Origin of the sequence: Mesorhizobium sp. NPDC059054 (assembly GCF_042739215.1) — a bacterium.
Taxonomy (GTDB): domain Bacteria; phylum Pseudomonadota; class Alphaproteobacteria; order Rhizobiales; family Rhizobiaceae; genus Mesorhizobium.
In genome coordinates this window covers 263,823-285,661 of record NZ_JBHYHV010000001.1, presented here as the reverse complement: position 1 = coordinate 285,661, position 21,839 = coordinate 263,823, and the positions used below count along the sequence as shown (strand labels likewise).

General features: G+C 62.0%; 17 protein-coding genes. 5 read left to right on the top strand and 12 right to left on the bottom strand.

Annotated elements, in window-relative coordinates:
- Positions 1-6: 6 nt before the first annotated feature.
- The 9 genes from ACFWXH_RS01295 to ACFWXH_RS01255 form a co-directional block, all read right to left on the bottom strand.
- Entirely contained in the window at positions 7-1,266 is a 1,260-nt protein-coding gene (locus ACFWXH_RS01295; protein ID WP_379116841.1) for a M20 family metallopeptidase, read from the bottom strand.
- The gene (locus ACFWXH_RS01290) at positions 1,266-2,480 is read right to left on the bottom strand and encodes an ROK family transcriptional regulator (protein WP_379116839.1); all 1,215 of its coding nucleotides are present in this window, start codon (positions 2,478-2,480) and stop codon (positions 1,266-1,268) included. Before ACFWXH_RS01290 ends, ACFWXH_RS01295 begins: the two co-directional genes overlap by 1 nt.
- Before the next feature lie 260 nt (positions 2,481-2,740).
- Positions 2,741-3,730 carry an ABC transporter ATP-binding protein gene (locus ACFWXH_RS01285; RefSeq protein ID WP_379116837.1) on the bottom strand — a complete coding sequence of 330 codons (990 nt, stop codon included), beginning with the start codon at positions 3,728-3,730 and terminating at the stop codon, positions 2,741-2,743.
- Positions 3,731-3,738: 8 nt separating this feature from the next.
- Positions 3,739-4,695: an ABC transporter ATP-binding protein gene (locus tag ACFWXH_RS01280; protein ID WP_379116835.1), complete on the bottom strand. Its 957-nt coding sequence runs from the start codon at positions 4,693-4,695 to the stop codon at positions 3,739-3,741.
- A complete protein-coding gene (locus ACFWXH_RS01275; RefSeq protein WP_054309209.1) occupies positions 4,692-5,663 on the bottom strand; it encodes an ABC transporter permease in 972 nt (323 codons plus the stop codon). Before ACFWXH_RS01275 ends, ACFWXH_RS01280 begins: the two co-directional genes overlap by 4 nt.
- Positions 5,663-6,679 carry an ABC transporter permease gene (locus ACFWXH_RS01270; protein ID WP_379116833.1) on the bottom strand — a complete coding sequence of 339 codons (1,017 nt, stop codon included), beginning with the start codon at positions 6,677-6,679 and terminating at the stop codon, positions 5,663-5,665. Before ACFWXH_RS01270 ends, ACFWXH_RS01275 begins: the two co-directional genes overlap by 1 nt.
- Positions 6,680-6,702: 23 nt before the next feature.
- Positions 6,703-8,364 carry an ABC transporter substrate-binding protein gene (locus ACFWXH_RS01265; protein ID WP_054309211.1) on the bottom strand — a complete coding sequence of 554 codons (1,662 nt, stop codon included), beginning with the start codon at positions 8,362-8,364 and terminating at the stop codon, positions 6,703-6,705.
- 15 nt (positions 8,365-8,379) lie between these two features.
- Positions 8,380-9,285: a proline iminopeptidase-family hydrolase gene (locus ACFWXH_RS01260; protein ID WP_379116830.1), complete on the bottom strand. Its 906-nt coding sequence runs from the start codon at positions 9,283-9,285 to the stop codon at positions 8,380-8,382.
- A gap of 50 nt (positions 9,286-9,335) precedes the next feature.
- On the bottom strand, positions 9,336-10,844 hold the full coding sequence (locus tag ACFWXH_RS01255) for a leucyl aminopeptidase (protein ID WP_379116828.1): 1,509 nt from the start codon (positions 10,842-10,844) through the stop codon (positions 9,336-9,338).
- 297 nt (positions 10,845-11,141) lie between these two features.
- On the opposite strand from ACFWXH_RS01255, the gene ACFWXH_RS01250 reads away from it, so the two are divergent.
- Positions 11,142-12,020 carry a LysR substrate-binding domain-containing protein gene (locus tag ACFWXH_RS01250; protein ID WP_379116826.1) on the top strand — a complete coding sequence of 293 codons (879 nt, stop codon included), beginning with the start codon at positions 11,142-11,144 and terminating at the stop codon, positions 12,018-12,020.
- A gap of 13 nt (positions 12,021-12,033) precedes the next feature.
- Here the strand turns inward: ACFWXH_RS01250 and ACFWXH_RS01245 are convergent, their stop codons facing one another.
- Both ACFWXH_RS01245 and ACFWXH_RS01240 read right to left on the bottom strand, forming a co-directional pair.
- Positions 12,034-13,287: a flavin-dependent oxidoreductase gene (locus ACFWXH_RS01245; protein WP_379116824.1), complete on the bottom strand. Its 1,254-nt coding sequence runs from the start codon at positions 13,285-13,287 to the stop codon at positions 12,034-12,036.
- Positions 13,288-13,399: 112 nt separating this feature from the next.
- Complete coding sequence (locus ACFWXH_RS01240) at positions 13,400-13,978, bottom strand: TetR/AcrR family transcriptional regulator (RefSeq protein ID WP_379116822.1); 579 nt, start codon at positions 13,976-13,978, stop codon at positions 13,400-13,402.
- A gap of 196 nt (positions 13,979-14,174) precedes the next feature.
- Here ACFWXH_RS01240 and ACFWXH_RS01235 point away from each other — a divergent pair, with 196 nt between their 5' ends.
- From ACFWXH_RS01235 to ACFWXH_RS01225, 3 genes are read left to right on the top strand one after another with little or no spacing between them, the layout of a single operon-like run.
- Positions 14,175-14,672 carry a (2Fe-2S)-binding protein gene (locus ACFWXH_RS01235; protein WP_379116820.1) on the top strand — a complete coding sequence of 166 codons (498 nt, stop codon included), beginning with the start codon at positions 14,175-14,177 and terminating at the stop codon, positions 14,670-14,672.
- Positions 14,669-15,727, top strand: a complete 1,059-nt coding sequence (locus ACFWXH_RS01230; RefSeq protein ID WP_379116818.1) for an FAD binding domain-containing protein — start codon at positions 14,669-14,671, stop codon at positions 15,725-15,727. The genes ACFWXH_RS01235 and ACFWXH_RS01230 overlap by 4 nt, the downstream gene beginning before the upstream one ends.
- Positions 15,717-17,993, top strand: a complete 2,277-nt coding sequence (locus ACFWXH_RS01225; RefSeq protein ID WP_379116816.1) for a xanthine dehydrogenase family protein molybdopterin-binding subunit — start codon at positions 15,717-15,719, stop codon at positions 17,991-17,993. The genes ACFWXH_RS01230 and ACFWXH_RS01225 overlap by 11 nt, the downstream gene beginning before the upstream one ends.
- Positions 17,994-18,445: 452 nt before the next feature.
- Here the strand turns inward: ACFWXH_RS01225 and ACFWXH_RS01220 are convergent, their stop codons facing one another.
- Positions 18,446-20,287: a dipeptide ABC transporter ATP-binding protein gene (locus ACFWXH_RS01220; RefSeq protein ID WP_379116814.1), complete on the bottom strand. Its 1,842-nt coding sequence runs from the start codon at positions 20,285-20,287 to the stop codon at positions 18,446-18,448.
- A gap of 178 nt (positions 20,288-20,465) precedes the next feature.
- On the opposite strand from ACFWXH_RS01220, the gene ACFWXH_RS01215 reads away from it, so the two are divergent.
- On the top strand, positions 20,466-21,824 hold the full coding sequence (locus tag ACFWXH_RS01215) for an LLM class flavin-dependent oxidoreductase (protein ID WP_379116812.1): 1,359 nt from the start codon (positions 20,466-20,468) through the stop codon (positions 21,822-21,824).
- Positions 21,825-21,839 lie beyond the last annotated feature (15 nt).

Here is a 21,839-nt window from a genome sequence, read left to right as displayed (position 1 = left end):
TCAGGATCATTCGAAGACGCCGCAGTAGCGGGCCATGAAGGCGGCAAAGCCGACCACGCCGGCCAGATATTCCTCGACGTCCACATGCTCCTCGTAGGTGTGGCAGTTGCGGATGTCGCCCGGCGCGCAATAGACGGCGGGAATACCGAGCCGGTTCACGAAAAACGGCTGTTCCGACCAGAACGGAGCACCTTCGACAATCCCACGCCCGGCCATGGCGGCGGCCATCTCGGCCGACAGCATGCGCACTTCCCGAGCCGTTTCATCGATCTCGGCTGCGGTGCCGCCGAGCGAATGATCTCGACCGGCCGGATAGGAGAACTCCACCCGGATTTCCGGATCGGTGATGGCGTCGCGCACGGCCTTCTCGATATCGGCGGCCGCCACGTCGAGGGATTCACCCGGCAGCAATTTGCGGATCAGCGACAAAGAGCAGCGCTCCGGCACGGCGATGTAGCCACCGCCGGTCAGACCGGTGATCAGCAGGAAGCTGCGTCCGACCAGCTTGTGTTCGGCACGCGCGGCGACCTCATCGGAGTGTTTCCAAAGCGCGGTCATCGCAGCGTGGCTGGCGCGCAGCGCGTCCTTGCCCAGTTCCGGCACGCCGAAATAGGCGGATTTGCCGGTGATCGCGATGTCGGCGATGAAGAAGCCGATCTGCGCCGGATAGACCGAAAGGCGGGTGGGTTCGACATAGACGGTGAAGTCCGGACGCTCCACTTCGCCCGCTTCGATGCGCGAGACGAAATGCTTGATGCCGGCGGACACACCTGTGCCTGGCTGGCCGCTTTCCTCGTCGCCGATGAAGGCAAAGGCGACGTCGCCGGCCAGCTTGATCCCAGCCCTGTCCAGCAATGCAAGCGCCGCAAGAGATGCCGAAATGCCGGCCTTCAAGTCGCCGCTACCTCGCCCCCAGACCGCATCGTCAATCACGGGTGCGCCGAATGGGTCTTCGCGTTCCGTACCGGACCAATGTTCGCGCCAGCCATCGACATGGACCGTATCGGTATGACCGATGAACAGCAGGCGCTTGCCCTGCCCTGCTCCCTTGCGCTCCGCCCAGATGTTCGGGCGGCCAGGCAGGAATTCGGCCGTCTTCAAACCCGTCAGGCCGAGCGCATGCATCTTGTCGTGAAGATAGGTGACGAAATTTGCCTCGTTGCCGGTGATGCTTTCCCGCCGCACGGCGCCCCGGAAAAGTGCCAGGGCCTCGTCGCGATCGAGCGCGGCGCGCAGACGCCCGGTCAGATCATCCGCGATCGTCATCACACCGCCTCCCGAAGTGCCGCGCTCATATTGGCGGGCGGCAGTGAAATCCGGCCGTCGGGCGCATTGACCCCGAAGAGCGAGTTGTGGAGCTGCCCAAGACCAATCGCCGCCGCACCTACGATCGCCGCGCGTGATCCGAGCTCGCCGGTCTCGACATTGACCGGATAGGGGAAACAGAGCGGCAGCAAGGCTCTCACCCGCGCCAGCATTTCCGGACGCAGGCCGATCGACCCGCCGAGAATGACCTTTTCCGGGTTGGCGATGGCGGCAATGGCGGCGATGCCGCGGGTCAGATAGCGCGCGGTTTCGTCCAGAACGCTCAGCGCGGTCTCGTCCCCGGCGTCAGCCTTCTCGAAGATACCCGGGACGCCGAGCCGCTCGCCGGAAAGAGCGGCATAACGCTCGACGATGCCGTGTGAAGCGACAACGCGCTCGAAGGCGCCGGTGCGCAGAGATTCCGCTTCGAAAGGGTCGGCGCCCATGGGCAGGAAACCCAGCTCGCCGGCGGCGTTGATGGCGCCGCGCACCAGATGGCCACCGACCATCAGCCCGGAGCCAACGCCGGTGCCCAGCGCGATATAAGCGAGATTGTCTATGCCTTGCCCCTGGCCCAGCCAGTTCTCGCCGAGAACGGCGAGGTTCACGTCATTCTCGAGCATCGTGTCGAAACCGAAGCCATGTTCGAATGCCGCGACCACGTCCATCGTGTCGAAGCCGGCGATGTTAGGCGCCATCAGCACACGGCCTGTCGCATTGTCCGGCGCACCTGGGACACCGATCACTGCCAGGCGGATCTTCTTGCGAGGAATTCCGCGGCGCGACGCCGCCTGGAAAGCCAGGGCGACGATCTGGTCGACGATGTGCTGACCGCCACGCGGATCGGTCGGCACGGTGTCCTCCGCGAATATCTGGCAGGCAAGGTCAGTAATCGCCACCCGCACCTTGGTGCCCCCAAGATCGACGGCAACGATGTAGGCGGCATCGTAGACCAGTTCATAGGTGACGGCCGTGCGCCCGACGTGGCCGCTCGTGCGCCCCGTCTCCTGCACCCAGCCATCCTGCTCCAGGGTGCGCACGATCTCCGAGATCGTCTGCTTGGAAAGTCCGGTCTGCTTGGCAATGGAAGCGCGCGAGATCGGCCCGCCCTGCACGACCGCCTCCATGACCGAGCGCTGTGAGAACCGTCGGGAAATGCGCAGGCTGTCGGTCACAAAGGCCTCATTAATTCGTTCTGTTACCGAACTTATTATGCGAAAAGGGAGACGTCAATCGGGTTTCTCACGGCGCCTTTCCACCGGCCGAGAAGTCAAAACTTCAATAAAATCAATAGAATATATTCAATCCAGGTGGACTTGTGTATCGCGGATCACAAAAAGACCTTGGGGCACGCATCCCAATTTGAACAACGGCGCGGTGGCCGCTACGGCCGCTCACGATGCCCTTCGCTCATAAAGTCGAACCGAGACCGGCCTCATTTAAGCGTTGGGAAATGGCATGCGATCCTGCGACCGGAGCGATGTTCGGTGAGCGCAGGTCGTTCGACACGGCATTTGTCCACCGCAATCGGGCACCTTGGATGGAACCGGCATCCGGATGGTGGATTGAGCGGGCTCGGCACGTCGCCTGTCAGGATGATGCGCCTGCGCTGCCCGCTCGGCGTCGTTTCCACCACCGGAACAGCAGAGATCAGTGCCTGGCTGTAGGGATGCGCAGGCGTTGCAAACAGCTCTTCAGCCGGACCTTCTTCCACGATCGATCCGAGATACATGACCGCAATGCGGGTCGAAACCTGGCGGACCACCGACAGATCGTGGGCGATGAAGATATAGGTGAGCTTGAGTTTCTCCTGGAGATCGGCCAGCAGATTGACGATCTGCGCCTGCACCGACACATCGAGCGCCGAGACGGGTTCGTCCAGCACGACCAGGTCGGGGTTGAGCGCGATGGCGCGGGCGATACCCACGCGCTGCCGCTGGCCGCCGGAGAATTCATGCGGATAACGCATCACGTGATCCGGCAGCAGCCCGACGAGATCGAAGAGCTCGGCAACCCGCCTGATGATCTCCCGGGAAGACAGCTTGGTGTGGATGCGCAGCGGCTCTGCGACGAGGTCACCTACCCTGCGCCGCGGATTGAGCGACGCCGATGGATCCTGGAAAACCATCTGCAGGCGCCGCCGGAACGGCCTGAGTTCCGCCAGTGATTTTGCGGTGATGTCATCACCCTCGAAAAGCAACTGGCCGTCGGTGATGTCGTAGAGCCTGACGAGACAGCGCGCCAACGTGGACTTGCCGCATCCCGACTCTCCGACGAGCCCGACGGTTTCGCCATGCTGAACGGTCAGCGAAACGTTGTCGACGGCATGGACTGTTCGCTTGCCTTGCGACGAAAAGCGCGTGCCGATGGAGAAACGCTTGCTGAGTTCACGCGTTTCGAGAATTGGCCGGTCTTTTTCGATCATCTGCCCGCTCACGCCTGAACCCGGAAACACGCTGCGGCATGGTTGCCGTCGCCAAGTACAGGCCTGCCGGCCCGGCAAGGTTCGTAATTGACCGGACAACGCGGACCGAACGCGCACCCTTCGGGCAGGCGCAGCAGCGAGGGCGGCGAGCCCGGAATGGCCGGCAAGCGATGTGGCTTCTCGCCAGTGAGCGGCGGGATCGAGCCCAGCAGAGCGCGCGTGTAAGGGTGTTGTGGGTCGGAAAAGAGTTCGGTGCGGCTGCCGCGCTCCACGACGCGCCCCGCATACATGACCATCACCCTGTCGGCGAGTTCCGAAACAACGCCCATGTCGTGGGTTATGAAGACGACAGCTGAATTATGCGTGGCGCGCAGCTTGCGCACGAGGTCGAGAATGCCTGCTTGCACCGTCACGTCGAGAGCGGTTGTTGGTTCGTCCGCCACCAGCAGTGCCGGGTTGCACGACAGCGCCATTGCAATCACCGCCCTCTGCCGCATGCCTCCCGAAAGCTGGTGTGGATAGCGTGACATCGCTTCGCGCGGATTGGGGAAATTCACCTCCGCCAGCAATTCCTCCACACGCTCCAGCGCTTGTGACTTGCTGATGCGCTTGTGGGCGCGGATCTGCTCGGCTATCTGCCAGCCGATAGTGTAGACCGGCGTCAACGCCGTCATCGGATCCTGGAAGATCATGGCGATCTCGCTGCCGCGCAAGCGCCGGAGCTCCCGGGCAGGCAATCCCACCAGCTCGCGTTCCCTGTAGCGGATCGAACCTTCGATGACGGCATTGGGATCGGTGATCAGCCCCATGACGGCCAGTAGCGATACAGTCTTGCCGGAGCCGGATTCGCCGACGACACCCAGGATTTCGCCTTCCTTCAGGTCGAAGGAAACCCCGTCGATCGCCCGCACAAGACCTTCGTGTGTACGGAATGACACCCTGAGATCGCGCACCGACAGCATCATGATGTCCTCACGCGCGGATCGAGAAGGATGTAGACGAAATCCACTATCGCATTGGCTACGACAACGAACATCGAGGCATACATGACGGTTGCCATGATCATCGGCAGATCCAGGCTCTGCAGCGCATCATAAGTGAGCTTGCCGATGCCTTGCAGGCCGAAAACCACTTCTGTCAGCAGAGCCGACCCGCCGACCAGCGCACCGAAATCCAGGCCGAACAAGGTGACGAAGGCGATAAGCGAAGTGCGCAACGCATGGCGCAGCAGGATGCGCGTTTCGGACAGGCCTTTGGCACGCGCGGTGCGGATATAGTCTTCCTGCATCGACTCGATGATCGCTGCCCGCAGCACACGACCGTAAATGCCGATGTAGAGGATGGCGAGCGTCACCCACGGGATCACCAGCGCAAGAAACCAGCCCTTCGGATCGTCGGAGAAATTCTTGTAGCCAAGCGGCGGCACCCAGGAAAACAGCCAGGTGTCGTGATAGCGGCTCTGGGTAATGAGGTTCATGACCTCGCCCAGCCAGTAGACTGGCATGGAGATGCCAAGCAGCCCCAGCGCCATCAGCAGCTTGTCCACCCAGCTGTCGCGCGTGGCGGCGGCAACAATCCCGATGATGATCGAGACCACCACCCACAGCACCGCCGCTCCAAAGACAAGCGACAGCGTCACGGGGATCGAATCCAGCACGGCCGGCACGACTTTCCAACCGCGATTGACGAAGGAGGTCAGGTCGCCGGTGACGAAGATCTTCTTCATCATCAGCCCGTACTGCACATAGAGCGGACGATCGAAACCGAAATTGTGCCGCACCGCTTCAAGCACCTCAGGCGATGCGTTGCGGCCGGCGATGCGGGCTGCCGGATCGGAGCCCGGCGTTGCGAAGAAGATCAGGAACACGATGACCGAGATGCCGAACATCACGAACAACATCTGACCGAAGCGGCGCAGGATTGCGTAGATCATCAGTCGCGCCCCAGCCGAACTTTGGATCGGGGGTCGAGCGCGTCGCGCAGGCCGTCACCGAAGACATTGAGCGCCATGACGGAAATGGCGATCGCGATGCCAGGCGCCAGGGCTACGATCGGGCGCGTGTAGAGCAAGGCCTGCCCGTCCTGGATGATGGTGCCCCAGCTTGCAGCAGGCGGCTGCACGCCGATCGACAGGAAGGACAGCGCCGATTCCGTCAGCATGTTGAGCGCCATCATCAGCGGTACGAAGACGATCAGGGTCGTTGTGATGTTGGGCAGGATGTCACGCCACAGGATGCGCGAACCGGGAACGCCCAGGTTGATGGCAGCCAGCACGAATTCGCTGTTGCGAAGTGAGAGAACCTGGCCGCGAATAGGGCGTGCCACATAGGGCACGTAGACGATGCCGATGATGATGATCGGCAGCCAGAGACTTCCGGATTCGATGGTGATCGGCCCGATCGTGATCCCTTGCGCGATCATGACGATCGAAAGCGAGATCGCCAGAAGATAGATCGGAAAGGCCCACAATATGTCGAGGAGCCGCGACAGCACGGTGTCGGTGACGCCTCCGAAGTAACCTGCGACCAGACCGGTCGTCGTCCCGAGAAGCAGCGTCAGCACGGTCGCCACTGCGGAGATCAGGAGCGAGTTGAGCCCTCCGTAAAGCATGCGGGCCATGACGTCGCGGCCCTGATTGTCCGCGCCGAGGAAATAATTGCCGAGCCGCCACGTCGGGCCGAGAGGGGTGTAGCCCAACCCCAGCCCTTCCGTGGACTGCTCCATCACGGGAACGTCCTGCCCGTCGATGGTGATGATCGCATCGAGTGTCGACACGAAAGGGTCGACGCCGGCCCAGCGCGCATAGAGCGGCGCGCTGAGGCAGGCGATCACGATGAGGACGAAGACGGTCAAGGCCGCCATGGCGGCCTTGTTTCCCGTCAGTTTCGCAAAAGCGAGGGCCCAAGGCCCCCGCGTCTTGCGCGGCACGGCTACGACGTCGCTCGACATGAAGGTAACCCGTCAGTGCAACGTCACTGTACCCAGGCCTGGGTCACGATCCAGTAGAACTGGGCGTTGAACTTGAAGTTGCCGAGACGCTTGCTGACGAAGTCGACATGCTTGGGCGTGAACAGCGGCACCGCAGCAGCCTTGTCGGTGACCGCCTTGTCGATTTCCGCCCACATCTTGTCGGCGGCCTGCTGGTCCGTCACGCCCTGTTCCAATGCCTTCTGCATCTTGGCGTCGATGTCCTTGTCGCAGAAGCCGGAGATGTTGATCGAGGCATCCGAACCTTCGCGGAAGGACGCGCAGCTGAACAGAATGTTCAGGAAGTTCGATGCGGCCGGATAGTCCTGATACCATTGGCTGACCGACATCTGCACCTTGTTGTTGGTGTTCTGGATGTAGGTGAACTGGATGTTGCTGGAGATCGGCTTGACGTCGGCGACATAACCAATGCTGGTCAGCACGCTCTGCAGGTATACGCCGATCGACCGGGACACGGCGGTATCTTCGACGATGACGGTGACCTTCTGGCCCTTGGTTCCGGATTCCTCGACCAGTTGCTTGGCCTTGTCGAGATCAACGGCCGACCACTTCGCACCCGGGTTCTTGGTGAAGGGGCAATAATCCTCATGGCCGGGGAAGTCCGGCGGAAGCACCTGACATACCGGCGTGGCCAGCACCTTGCCGCCAAAAAGGTTGACCAGCGTGTTGCGATCGACCGCGTAGGCGACGGCTTGGCGCGCCTTTTCGTTGTCGAACGGCGCCAGCCGCGTGTTCAGCGGTGCATACCACCACGCCGTCAGCGGCGAGATGTGAACCTGATCCATATATTTGGTGCCCAGTTCCACCAGCCGGTCGGTCGGCGGCTGATCGAACATCCAGTCGGCCTCGCCCTTCTGGATCGCCGTCACGGCGGCCTCCTCGGTCAGGCCGAAGTCATATTGCACCACGTCCGGATAGCCGTCGGGCTGGGCTTCCTCGCTCCACTGCTGGAAGTGCGGATTGCGCACCATCGTCATGCCCTTGTTCGGATCGTAGGCCGAGATCGTGTAGGCTCCGGTACCCGGAATGGGGTTGGAACCGACATCTTCCGTCGGCGTGTCGGCCGGCAGGATCACCGCATGCGGCATGGCCAGCTTGTCGATGAACTCGGCGTCCGGCTTGGCAATGTTGATCGTTATCGTGTTGGTGGCTTCGTCGGCGCTAACGCCGCCCTCCAGCGTGCAGCTCTTGGTGTCTGCGAGGCATTTGTCGGCCCCGACAATGCCGGCATAGAAGGTACCGGAGGTTGGGCCGGACACCTTGAAGATGCGCTGGTACGACGCCACCACGTCCTTGACCGTGACGTCCTGGCCGTTGGAGAACTTGATGCCCTTGCGCAGCTTGAAGGTGAAGGTCTTGCCGTCATTGCTCACCGTCGGCATATCCTCGGCGAGGTCCGCGACGATCTTGAAACCGTCCTTGCCATCCGCCTTGCGGAAGGCGACGAGACCGTCATAGAGCGGCTGGAAGATCTGCCAGTATTGCAGCGTGTAATTGATATGCGGGTCGAGCGTGCCGGCGGCCGAGCGCGCCAGCAGCCGCATGGTGCCGCCCCGATGTTCCTTCAGATATTCCGCATTTGCGGGCGCCTGCCATGTGCAGGTCAACAAGGCCGCGGCGGCTGCCGCCAAAAGCAATTTCTTCATTCTTGTTCCCCTTTTTCAGTTGTCGTTTTGATCCAGGAATGCACCAACCACCCGCATGCATTCTTCTTGCTCTTCCACATGCGGCATGTGGCTGGAGTGTTCGAATATCTGCCAACGCGAACCCTTGATGCCGTCCTTGTAGGGCTGCACGGTCGCGGGCGTGGCCTCGTCGTGACGCCCGGAAATGATCAGCGTCGGAACCTCCACGAGAGGCAGGCGATCGATCACGGTCCAGTTTTTCAGCGTACCGATGACGTGGAATTCGTTCGGACCGTTCATCACGTTGTAGACGGTGGGATTGCGTGCCACCTGGTGGAAGGTTTCAACCACTTCCGATGGGAAAGGCACCACGCGGCAGACGTGCCGTTCATAGAAGACCATGGTCGCCTGCTGGTATTCAGGATCGTCGGTCGTGCCCGCCTTTTCGTGCCGGGTCAGCGTTTCCTGAACATCCTTGGGAAGGTCGGCGCGCAGGCGATTGGCTTCCTCGACCCACAGCTTCATCGAGGCCGGCGAATTGGCAATCGTCAGCGACTTCAGGCCTTTCGGCTGCAGCACCGCATACTCAGCGCCCAGCATGCCGCCCCAGCTCTGGCCAAGAACATGGAAGGCTGCGCGGATGCCGAGATGCTCGACCAGGTTTTCGAGCTCGTCGATGAAGAGTTGCGGCGTCCAGAAATCGGCGCCTTTCTCGGGCAGCAATGTCGAGTTGCCGCAGCCCAACTGGTCGTAGTGGATGACGGCGCGCCCATCGCGCGCAAGCAGTTTGTAGGCATCGACATAGTTATGCGCGACGCCTGGACCGCCATGCAGGATCACCACCGGAGGTTTCTTGCCGTCAAGTTCGCCGCTTATCCGGTACCAGGTCTCATAACCCTTGAAACCTGCACGCCCTTCTTTACCGACGATCCCAGACGACATTCCGTTTTCCTACCCTTGTTGAACCAGCCCCGAGCGCCTGATGCGGACCATCAAGCCCCGCCGGCGCGAACCCATTCCTCCAGCATCCGGACACCGAAAGCCGTGGCGCCCTGACGACCGAGCGGGCCGTCGGTTTCGGCCAGTTCCTTGCCGGCGATATCGAGGTGAACCCAGGCGCAGTCTTCCGTGAAATGGCGCAGGAACGCCGCCGCGTAGGGCGCGTCGCCGTCTTCCATGTCCTTGGCGTGATGCCTCAGATCAGCGAAAGGCGATTGCAACCCATCGTCATAGGCACGGTCGAGCGGCAGACGCCAGAACCGCTCACCCACCGTTTCGCCGGCTGCGATCATCTGCGAAGCAATGGCATCGTCGGTGCTGAACAGGCCGGCGAAGATGGAGCCAAGGCCGCGCATCACCGAATAGGTCAAGGTTGCCAGGTCGACCATTGCCGCAGGCTTGAAGCGTGTCGCCGTATAATAGAGGCAGTCCGCCAGAAGCAGGCGCCCTTCGGCATCGGTATCGAACACTTCAACGGTTTGTCCGGAAGCCGTCGTGATGATCTCACGTGGCTTGAGCGCGGTGCCCGAAGGCAGGTTCTCGGCAATGCCCAGCACCCCGACCGCATGCGCCGGACTGCCTTGTCGAGCCAGCGCCAGCAACAGGCCGCAGACTGCGGCAGCGCCAGCCATATCGGCCTTCATGTCGAACATCTGCGCGCCGCCCTTGATACAGAGGCCGCCGGAATCGAAGCAGACGCCCTTACCCACGAAGGCGAGCGGCTGTGCGTTGGCGTTCTTGCCGCGATACTGCAGAACAGCCACCTTGGGTGCGCGAACCGAGCCTGCCCCAACGGCCAGCAGCGCGTTCATGCCGAGTTTCTTGAGCTGTGCTGCATCCAGAACTTCGACCTCAATGCCGGCCTGGTGCAACGGCTCGAGATGATCGGCAAAATTGTCGGGGTTGAGATGGTTCGGCGGCAGGTTGACCAGGGTCCGCGCATATTCCACGCCGTCGGCGACAGCGTTGGCCCGATTGAGTTCGGAATTCACCTCCGCCCTGCTGGTTGTGACCAGACGAATGCGCCAGGCTTGATCAGCGCCGGCCTTCGGCCGCTTGTTGCGTAGGTCGAACCGGTAGCGGCGAAGCCGCATGCCAAGCGCGACACGCGACAGGACCTCGGCCTCGGCCAGACCGGCACCGACGCTGCTTTCGAAAATCAAAGTTGCTTCGTTCTCGCCCTTGCTCTCCAGATGAGCAGCCAAAGCACCGCCAGCGCGCGTCAGCGACAGCGCAGTGATCGCGCCTACCTTGCCCAGCGAAAGCACGACGACGCGCCGCGCGGTCAGTCCTTGAGGCGGAACAAGATCGATGCAGGCGCCGCTTTCAGCCAGAGCATCCGCATCTGAACAAGCTCGGGACAAAATCCCGCCCATGTCGGCATCCAATGCGGCTGCTCCAGCGCCCAGATCACCTCGGGCAGTCTGCAGGACTACGATGACGGAAGCATCCGCAGGGAGTTTGTCTGTCGTTTCAAAGACCGGCACTGGCGACTGCGGCATCAGGCAGGCATCTCCTCCAAATGTCGTGGCCTGGAAAGAGCGCAATCGCCGTGAAATGCCCGAAACGTGCTGCTATGCCCGATGCGGACTCTCATTTTTGCGAAATTGCGTCCGTCGATGAAGACGGAATGCTGCCAAAGCCCCGAATTGTCGTATTCTCATGACGACTTAGTTGTTCTTGATCCTTCGGTATCGCTGACAACGCAGGCGTTCAAACGTCAATTTCGTCCTTGTCGATTGACAAAAACTCAGCTGAGAACTCATGATCGGGCAATGGCCCTACCCTCACTCAATGGCATGCGCGCTTTCGAGGCAGCCGCACGCCTCGGCAGCATCAAGGATGCTGCCGAGGAACTGCATCTGACGGCATCGGCGGTCAGCCGCCATATCCGCACGCTTGAGAAAAATCTCGGCCAGGATCTGTTCGAGCGCGGCTTTCGGCAGGTGACGCTGACGACCAGGGGATCCTATTACGCCCGCAATCTCTCGGAGGCTTTCGAGGCCATATGGCGCGCCACGGAAGATGTCAGCTTTATTGACGGCACCCGTCGCGACAAGGCCCATCGTCTGCGTGTCTTGTGCGTGCCCCCTGTGTTGAACCTCTGGTTGGCGGACCGTCTGTCGGGATTTCGGCGGCAGCATCCATCGGTTGACCTGGAGATCCTGACGTCGGGCAAGCGCACCAATTTCGATTTAGCCATTGTCGACGAGTTCGACTACAAGGCCGGCCCGGCGCTGACACTGCTCATCCCGCTGTTGTTAACCCCGGTCTGTGCACCCTCGCTGCTCGAAGGTCCTGTTCCGCTGCGTTCACCGGCGGACCTGATCCACCATCATCTGATCCATGAATGCGAGACCAACAGGTGGAAGCGCTGGCTCGAGCAGGAGGGTGTCTTTGAAACGATGCCGAAATCCAGCACCGTCCTGGACGACTGCGCGCTTATCATGCGAGAGGCCATGAACGGCGGAGGGATAGCGCTTGCCGACACGATGATGGCCCAGGACCTGTTACAGCAAGGCAAGCTCATCGCCCCCTTCAGCGCTCGTCATACCTATCCGGCGGGTATCTACCTGTATCAGCGGCGCAGCATAGGCAGCAAACAGGGCGCCGCCCTGTTCCACACCTGGCTGCTGGGAGAGGTCGCCGAACACAAAAGAGTCATGGCGATCGACTAGCAAGGGATAGTTGCTAGCTGCTTCCGTTGCGATTGACCTGTTCCCTGGCAAAGCCGGCCATCGTCGCATAGCCGCGCACGATGGCTTCGCGCTCCTTGTGGCTCGCCACCCGCTCTATATCGTCGAAGCCATCCGGAGCACGCAGCTCCACCATGTCAATGACCCCCTCGGGGCCCCCTTTGCGATTTGCCAGCACAATCTCGCTGGTCGCGACACGGCGTTCCCCTTCATAAGCGCTCAACGCCTCCTGGATCGATGTAGCCGTGCTCAAGTGCCTGGCCAGGCAACTCGCATCGAGAATTGCCTGGCTGGCACCATTTGAGCCTACCGGATACATCGGATGAGCGGCGTCGCCGAGCAAGCTCACTCGGCCAAATGACCAGCGCGGCACCGGGTCACGGTCGCAGTTGGGATATTCATAGAAGCTCCCGGTCGCCTCGATGAGACTGACCGGATCGATGAAGCCAAGCCGGAATTTATCACGCACGAAGGTCAGTGTTTCTTCGAGGTTTCCAGGTCGGTTCCAGTCTCCCCGTCCCGGCGGTGTCTTCTCCGTGTTCGTACGCGCCATGACGGCCCAGTTGGTCAGACGCCTGTCGGGTTTCGCGGGATCGGCATGGATCGGATAGAATACGAATTTGGATATGTTGCTGCCCGCAATGACCATCGTGCGGCCGTCCTGGTAGACAGGCCAATCGATCGCGCCTCTCCATATCATGATGCCGCTCCAGATCGGTTGTCCTTGATCGGGATAGAGGGTGGAGCGCACTCTGGAGTGGATGCCGTCCGCGCCAATCAGCGCATCACCGTCCGCTTCAATCGGCCCTGAGCCGTCGGTTTGATCGAACCGCGCCACCACTCGATCCCCTTGCTCCCGGAAACCAACCAGCTTGTGATCGAGATGGACACGCGCAGGCCCCAATCGCTCCATCGTCGCCTGGAACAGCACCTGAAGCAGCTTGCCGCGATGGATGCTCAGCTGCGGCGTATCGTAACCTGCGTCCAAACCCCGCAATTCCTGCCAGACGGTCTGGCCAAAGCGGTTGGCATAAATCAGTTCGCGGGTCCTTATGCCTGTCTCATCCAGAGCAGGAAGAAGGCCAAGTGCGGCCAGTTCCTTGACGGCATGCGGCAGCATGTTGATGCCGACGCCGAGTTCGCGCACTGACGGGGCCTGTTCGAACACTTCTGCATCGATACCCGCCGCATGCAGGCGAAGTGCCGTTGCCAGCCCACCGATGCCACCACCCACGATCAGGATTTTCATTCGTGCCTCTCCCGGTTTGAGTTCGGCCCCCTGCCCTATCGTGCCCTGTGAGGTGCTCCTCCTCGGTTCATGACCCAGCAAATACCTAGCGACACCGGGACAGATACCTGTCTCAGCGCTTGCGCAACCCGTCGACAAAGACATCGACAAGACGAAGCGCGGTGGGCTGCCATTCCGCAGTGCCTTGCGAATAGAAGATGCCAACCAGGGTCCGCAGCAGATCTTCCGGCGAAATGTCGGACCGAAGTTCGCCAGCCGCAACCCCACGGTCGAGCAAGAGGCCAATAGAGTTCGTCAGCCGTTCGAAGGAGTAGGCCTTGAGTTCGGAGGAGCCGTGCGCCACGAGCTGAAGTCCTTCGATCATTCCTTTCTTGGTAGCGACGAGACGGACATTGGCGTGCAGCCATGTGCGCAGCGCTTCGACCGGTTCAGCGTCCCTTGCCAGCCTTTCGGCGAGATCTCCAAGTTGATCAACCTCGTGCCGGTAGACCGCTTCGAACAAGGCTTCGCGCGTGGGGAAATGACGATAGAGCGTACCGATGCCGACGCCGGCCTGCCTTGCCACCGCTTCCAAGCTGGCCTGGGGGCCACCGGCGCTGAAGATCTGCGTCGCCGTTTCGAGCAAAAGCTCCCGGTTGCGAACTGAATCCGCGCGCGGTTTTCTCCTTGCCTTTTCGATCTTCGGTTCCATTTTCTCCAACGGGACACATTCCCCCTTGATAAACGGAGGCACCCTCCGTATATAGTAATGCAGATCGGGACATTGCACAAAGGCAATCTCGGTCAGGGTCAACGGACCGTTTCGCACCAGATCTTTCCGGGCGCCCGCATCCTTCGCCGCTGGACAGCGGCTTCCATATATCACGATCACTGAATGGAGTACCGCGATGTCACTCTCCATCAGCCTCACCATCAATGGTCAAGCGCGCACGGTTGTGCTCGACGACCCGCGTGTGACGCTGCTCGACCTTTTGCGCGAGAGGCTCGGACTGCCAGGCACCAAGAAAGGCTGCGACCGCGGCCAATGCGGGGCCTGCACCGTGCTTGTCGATGGGCGACGCATCAATTCATGCCTGGCGTTGGCTGCAAGTCTCGACGGAGCCGACGTCACCACAATCGAAGGGCTCGCCGAAGGCGAAACACTGCACCCGGTCCAGGCTGCCTTCATCGAGCATGACGGTTTTCAATGCGGCTACTGCACGCCCGGGCAGATCATGAGCGCAGTCGGCCTCATCAAGGAAGGCCATGCGCAAGGCGATCCGGAACGCATCCGCGAACTGATGAGCGGCAACATCTGCCGCTGTGGCGCATACCAGGGCATCACCGAAGCGATCCTGGAAGCTCAGAAAGTGGTGACCGAGGGCAACCGGAGGGACGCAGCATGAACCGTTTCGACTATATACGCCCAGCCAGCGTGCCCGAGGCGGTCGCTGCCGCAGCCGTTCCTGGGTCGGCCTATCTCGCCGCCGGCACCAACCTGCTCGACCTGATGAAAGTGGGCACCATGCGGCCCGAGCGCGTCATCGACATCACGCGACTGCCGGGCCTCGATCGTATCGAATGGCTGGCGGATGGCAGCGTTCGGATCGGCGCGATGGTCCGCAATTCCGATCTTGCTTATGACGCGCGCTTCGCACGGACCTTCCCGGCCGTGGCCGAAGCCCTGCTTTCGGGCGCTTCGGCGCAATTGCGCAATGCCGCGACTGTCGGCGGCAACCTTATGCAGCGCACACGCTGCGCCTATTTCCATGACCTGGCCAGCGCCTGCAACCGGCGGGTGGCCGGATCGGGCTGCGATGCCCGCGATGGTGAAAACCGCCTCCACGCCGTGCTCGGCTGGAGTAAGCACTGCATTGCCACCCATCCTTCCGACTTTTGCGTGCCACTGGTGGCACTGGATGCGGTGGCCGAAGTCGAAGGCCCACACGGCGCCCGCGACATTCCGGTGGACTTGCTGCATGTCCTGCCGGGCGCGACGCCGGAACGGGAAACCGCGCTGGCGCCAGGCGAACTCATCGTTGCGCTCAGGCTGCCGTCGGAAGCCGCGAGCTTTTCAGGCAATACCCGCTATCTGAAACTGCGTGAACGCACCTCTTACGCCTTTGCCGTGGTTTCGGCTGCGGCAGCGCTGGAGCTCGAAGGTGGCCTGATCCGCAAGGCACGCATCGCGCTCGGCGGCGTTGCCGCCAAACCTTGGCGAGCACGAGGAGCCGAAGCCGCTCTGGTGGAGATGCCTGCATCACCCGAAGCCTTCACAAAGGCCGCCGAACTGGCGCTCGCCGATGCACTTCCGTCCGGCAACAACGCCTTCAAGATCGAGCTGGCGCGCCGCATCATCGTGCGCGCCTTGAGCCTCGCACTGAAGGGAACGCCCGAGGTCATGCCCGCGCTGCCGGCCTCGCCCTTCTCCACAACAGCTGGAGCAAGCCATGTCGCCTGAGATCGCTTCACGAACCACCCAACCCCGCCGCCACGGATCGAATGCCGGCCAGCCGCTGACGCGCCGCGATGGCGTGCTCAAAGTGACCGGCCGCGCAACCTATGCCGCCGACAACCATCCGGAAGGCATGCTTTATGCCGTGACCGCCGTCAGCCGCATCGCACGCGGGCGCGTCACGGCACTGGACGTTGCCACTGCCAAGGCGCATCCCGGCGTCGTCGAGATCCTCACTCCGGCCAATCGGCCACCGCTGGCGCATGATCCGGAAGAGAAGATGATGCCCTTCGGCTTCCGTGTGGAGGTACTGCAGAATGACGGCGTGCGCTATGTCGGCCAGCCAATCGCGCTCGTCGTCGCCGAGACGCTGGAAGCGGCAACGGAAGGAGCAGCCCTCCTCAACCCGCAATATGAAGTCGCCGATGCCCGCACGAATCTCTCGAATGGCGACCGTTTCGACACCGCTTCCGTCAGCATCGGCATGCCGGCACGCACGGCCCATGGCGATATTGCGGCGGGGCTGGCTGCCGCCACTCACGTGATCGAGGCGGACTATGCAACGCCCGCGCAGTATCACAACGCGATGGAACCTCATGCGGTGGTGGCAGAATGGGATGGCGACCGGGTTACCCTCGACATGCCCAACCAGGCCATGGCGCTCAGCTGCGCATCCTATGCCGCCTATTTCGGGATCCCGGTCGAGAACGTGCTGATCCGCTCGCCCTTCCTGGGTGGAGGTTTCGGCTCGAAGGCCATCCTCAATGGGCCGCAGATATTGGCCATCCTTGCCGCACGCATGCTCAAGCGACCGGTGAAGCTGGCACTGACCCGGGCGCAGATGTACGGCCCGGTCGGGCATCGCGGCCGCACCTGGCAGAAGCTGCGCATCGGCACGGACAGCGAAGGACGCCTTACCGCCCTCCACCATCATGCCGTTTGCGCCACCTCCAGCTTCGACGAATTTCTCGAGGCCGCGGCAAATGCCTCGCTGCCACTCTACGAAAGCCCTGCCATCCTTGTGGAGCATGAAGGCCTCAGGCTCGACACCGGCACACCAGGGCCGATGCGTGCGCCCGGCGAGGCGTCCGGGTCGGCGACACTCGAAGTCGCGATGGACGAGGCTGCTGTCGCCTGCGGCATGGATCCGCTTGAATTCAGGCTGGCCAACTATGCCGAAACCGAGCCCGGTACCGGCAGGCCTTTCTCGTCCAAGGCACTCCGGGAATGCTATTCTGAAGGCGCCAAACGTTTCGGCTGGGCCGGCCGGCCGCTCGAACCGCGGCAAATGCGTGACGAGAACGGCTTCCTCGTCGGCTGGGGCATGGGCACAGCCGTCTTCCACTGCCCGCACTTCCCGGCGGAAGCACGCGCCACCTTGCGAGCCGACGGCACGGCGCTGGTGGAAACGTCAGGTGCCGACATGGGACAAGGCGCCTGGACAGCGCTCGCCCAAATCGCGGCGGAAGCACTTGGCCTCGATCCCGACCAGGTCGAGTTCCACTCCGGCGTTTCAAGCCTGCCCGACGGCGGTATCGCCGGCGGTTCCGGCCACACGGCAAGTGCCGGTCTGGCGCTGAACAACGCGGGCGAGGACGCGATCGCCAAGCTCGCGGCACTCGCCACCGCCAATCCCGCGTCTCCGCTGTTCGGCGCCGGCAATATCGGTGTGGTGGCCCGGTCCGGCCGGCTTCACAGGCTTGATGATGACAGTCGCAGCGAAAGCTACGTCGAGATCCTTGCCCGCGCCGGTCAGGCCGAGGTGATTGGGACAGCCAAGGCGGCACGCGATCAGGAAGCTGCGGCGGCGCATGCGATGTTCTCGCATGGCGCCGTCTTCGCCGAGGTGAAGGTCGACCCCGATCTCGGACAGATCCGTGCGACGCGCCTGGTCGGCGCTTTCGCGGCAGGCCGCGTGATCAATCCTCGACTCGTGCGCAGCCAGTATTTCGGCGGCATGATCTGGGGGGCATCCTTCGCGCTGCACGAGGAAGCAATAACCGACCACAGGACCGGCAGGATCATGAATGCCGACCTTGCCGAGTATCATGTACCGGTCAACGCGGACGTGCCTTCGCTGGATGCGATCCTGATCGAGGAGAATGACCCGTACGTCAATCCGCTCGGCATCAAAGGCGTCGGAGAGATCGGCATCACCGGCACCGTAGGCGCCGTGGCCAACGCGGTCTGGCACGCCACGGGCGTTCGCGTGCGGCGATTCCCGATCCGCATCGAGGATCTCATCATCGGCCGGGACAGTTCGCGAAAATAGCTTGTCCGGAAAAGACAACCAAAAGCTACCAACAGGCACCTGAGGGTGCAGCAATCGGAAACTCCCAATGCGACAAGTCGCTATCACGACAGAAATCAGAATACCGCCACCGGCACCTCGCCGGCCAATCGAAGCGTTCATGTCCGAGGCGGACAGGCTGCACGGCAAGATCGGCCACCTCCTCCAAACATCTCCGGCGAACGATCACATGACGCTGCTTCGCCTGGATGAGCTGTTGTCAAAAGCTGTCGCGGAGATGGGTGGAAGAGTGGCAAACTGGAAGTAGAGGGTCCTCTGTCGCCACTCAGGGCGTGGGAAATCGAGCATTTCCAGGAAGCAGTTTTGGAGAGCAGTTCCTCCATCGAGCTGTCAACCCACAGCATGGTCAGCGAACCGGCCGCGGCCCTGTTCCAGACTTGACTGCTTGGCGAGATCGCTGAAACACAAGAGAGTCATGGCGATCCCCGCTGCCAACAGCGGATTGTATGTCCTCCCGCGACCGGTCTGCACGGCGGCTCCGCCTCCGCGCAGACCGGTTGCGCCTGTGGACACCGGCCGGCGAAGGCGCAGCCTCGGCTAGGCTGGGTTTCGATTTCCGACGCAAAGGATGTGGGCTTTGCAAGATCGGTATCGCCTGACGAGGCTGCGAGCAGCATCTCCGTGTATGGATGGTTGGGGCCCGCGAAAATCTGATCGGACGAACCTTCTTCGACAAGATGACCGCGATAGAGCACGCCGATCCTGTCGGCCATGTAACGCACGACCCTGAGATCGTGACTTATGAACAGATAGGCCGTCTCGTCGCGTTGCTGCAGGTCGTTGAGCAGGTTGAGAACGGTCGCCTGCACCGAAACGTCGAGAGCCGAGGTCGGTTCATCCAGGACGACGAGCTTCGGCGTGCCCGAGAAAGCGCGTGCGATCGCCGCGCGCTGGCGCTGACCACCGGAAAGCGCGCCGGGTTTGCGTTCGGCGAGTTGGGGCGAAAGCCGCACCGATCGAAGCAGTTCAGGTATTCTCTGCGCCTTCGCTGATCGTGGCAGGTCTGCCAGCCGTCGCAACGCGCGGCCAAGGATGGTGCTGATCCGCTGCCGGGGATTCAAAGTGCGATCAGGCGACTGAAAAACCATCTGCAGGTCGCGGCGCTGGTCGGGCCTGCGCCGTTCCACGCGCGTTGCGGCCACCTGCCCAGAGAGTTCGACGGTGCCTCCGACAGGAGCCTGCAAGCCGGCGACAATCTTTGCCAGCGTCGACTTTCCGGAGCCGGATTCACCGATCAGGCCATATGTCTCACCGGCAGCGATCTGCAGGTCGACCCCGTGCAAGACCGTCTGATCTCCGAACGATTGCCGAATATCTCTGCAGACGAGCACCGCCCCAGGCTGGCGGCCGTTGCTCGAGATCTTCGAACCCGAAGATACTTCAACGCGTTTGAAGCCACCGATGGAAGACGGTCCGGCTTCAGCAAGACGACCGGCACGCTTGGTATAAGCCGGCGTTGGAATGCTGCGAACCAGCATATTCGTGTAGGGGTGTCTCGGATCGTCGAAAAGCGTTCTGGCCCTGCCGTCTTCGACGATGGCGCCCGATTGCATCACCGCCACGCGCTCGCAGCAGCGTTTGACCAGATCGATGTCATGGCTGATCAGAAGGATGCTGGTCTGGTGGCTCCGGCGAAGGTCGTCGAGGATTGCAATGATCTCGGATTGCACGCTGGCGTCGAGCGCGGTGGTCGGCTCATCCAGGATCAGCAGCGCCGGGTCCAGTGCAATGGCAATGGCGATGTTGGCGCGCTGCTGCATGCCCCCCGACAATTCATGCGGGTAGAGTCGAAGCACACGTTCCGGATCGGCGACACGCACGCGGCGTAAAAGGTCTGTCGCCTGCAAGGCTGCGTCCCCCCGGCTGGCATGACGATGTCGCACGATCGTTTCGGTGATCTGCCTGCCGATCGTGAGGCTGGGATTGAGTGCCGAACCCGGGTGCTGGTAGACGGCCGCGATACGGTCTCCCCGCAACCGGCGCAGTTCCTCGGCTGAAAGCGTTCGCAGATCGCGCCCCAGGAATTGCAGCGCGGACGCTTCCACCTGCGTGTGTTTCGGCAGATAGCGCAAGGCCGCCAGCGCTACCGAACTCTTGCCCGAACCAGACTCACCAACCAGTCCCAAGGCTTCGCCGGGCTGGATACTCAGCGAGACGTTGCTGACGGCTCGCTGCAGCGAGCCGCCAGACCGATAGCTGACCGAGAGGCGTTCGATGTTCAGAACGGATGGCGATGGCGTCTCTTTCGGAACCACATTCTTCTCGCTTTGCCGTCCGGGGCAACGGCTTCCGGATGTGAGATCCATAATGTCTATAAAATTACTCGTATTGAATATGCACGCAATCTAACCTTTTGCCAGTTTGGAGATTTTCCGGCCGCCAACTTCATCGATGCGGCGAAAGTTTTTGACTGCAAATGGGAAGGAACCAGCCATGGCGCGTGGTCATATCATCCTCAGCGCATTCTTCTTCAACCCGCAGGGCGACCACCGCATGTCCTGGCGACATCCGCGCGCGCCTGGCCGCGAGATCCTCGACTTCGACTATTATCGCGAACTCGTTCAGGCAGCCGAACGCGCCAAGATCGATACGATCTTCGTCGCCGATCACGTATCGATCTGGGACTCAGTCAACAGCGGCGTCGCCCACTACGCCAATGCCCGGCTGGAACCGCTGACGCTTCTGGCCGCACTCACCGGTGTGACCAGGCACATCGGCCTGATCACAACGGCATCGAGCTCCTACAGCGAGCCCTACAATGTGGCGCGCTTCTTTGCCTCGCTCGATCACATCAGCAAGGGGCGCGCCTCCTGGAATGTCGTGACTTCCGCCATGGAGGAAGAAGCCAGGAACTTCGGGCGGGACGGCAACATCGACCATGCGCTGCGTTATGAAAGGGCCGCTGAGTACCTCGATATCGTCAAGGCGCTGTGGGACAGCTGGGAAGACGAGGCGCTGCTGATCGACAAGGAGACCGGTTATTTCGCCGATCCGGCCAGGGTCCACGCCATCAATCACAAAGGACCGCACTTCAGGGTGCGTGGCCCGCTCAACGTCTCGCGGCCACCGCAGGGCCATCCGCTGATCGTGCAGGCCGGCTCCTCGGAAGACGGCAAGAATTTCGCGACCGCCCACGCCGACGCGCATTTCGCGATCTTCAGCACCAAGGAAGATGGTGTCCGCTACCGCAAGGATATCAACGAACGTCTCGCCCGCCACGGCAGGCGGCCCGAGAGCTTCAAGATCCTGCCGGGCATCCTACCGATCGTTGCAGGCTCGAAGGACGAGGCGCTCGAGCGTCAGGACTATCTGCAGACCCTGCTTCCCGATCAGGTCGGCATCGACCTTCTGTCGAGCTGGAGCGGGCTCGACCTCTCCGCCTATCCGCCGGACGGCCCGGTGCCGCCGCTGCCGGACGAAAGCACATTCAACGGTGGTCACACCTCGCTCAACCGCGTGCGGGAATGGGCCAAGCAGAACCTCACTTTGCGCGAAGTGGCGCGCCGCCTTTCCAACAGCGGCTCAGTCCCGACGGTCGCCGGAACGCCGGTTGAGATCGCCGACCAGTTGGAAGACTGGTTCGTTGCCGGAGCCGCCGACGGCTTCAACCTGATGTTCCCGCTGCTGCCGGAAGACTGGCACGCCTTTGCCCAGAAGGTGGTGCCGGAGCTGCAACGCCGTGGCCTTTTCCGGACCGAATACGAACCGGGCACATTGCGCGACCGTCTCGGCCTTGCCCGCCCAGCCAACCGGTTCGCAGAGCAGCGCGACAATGCGCGCGCCGTGTCGTGACCGACGTCCAGGAAA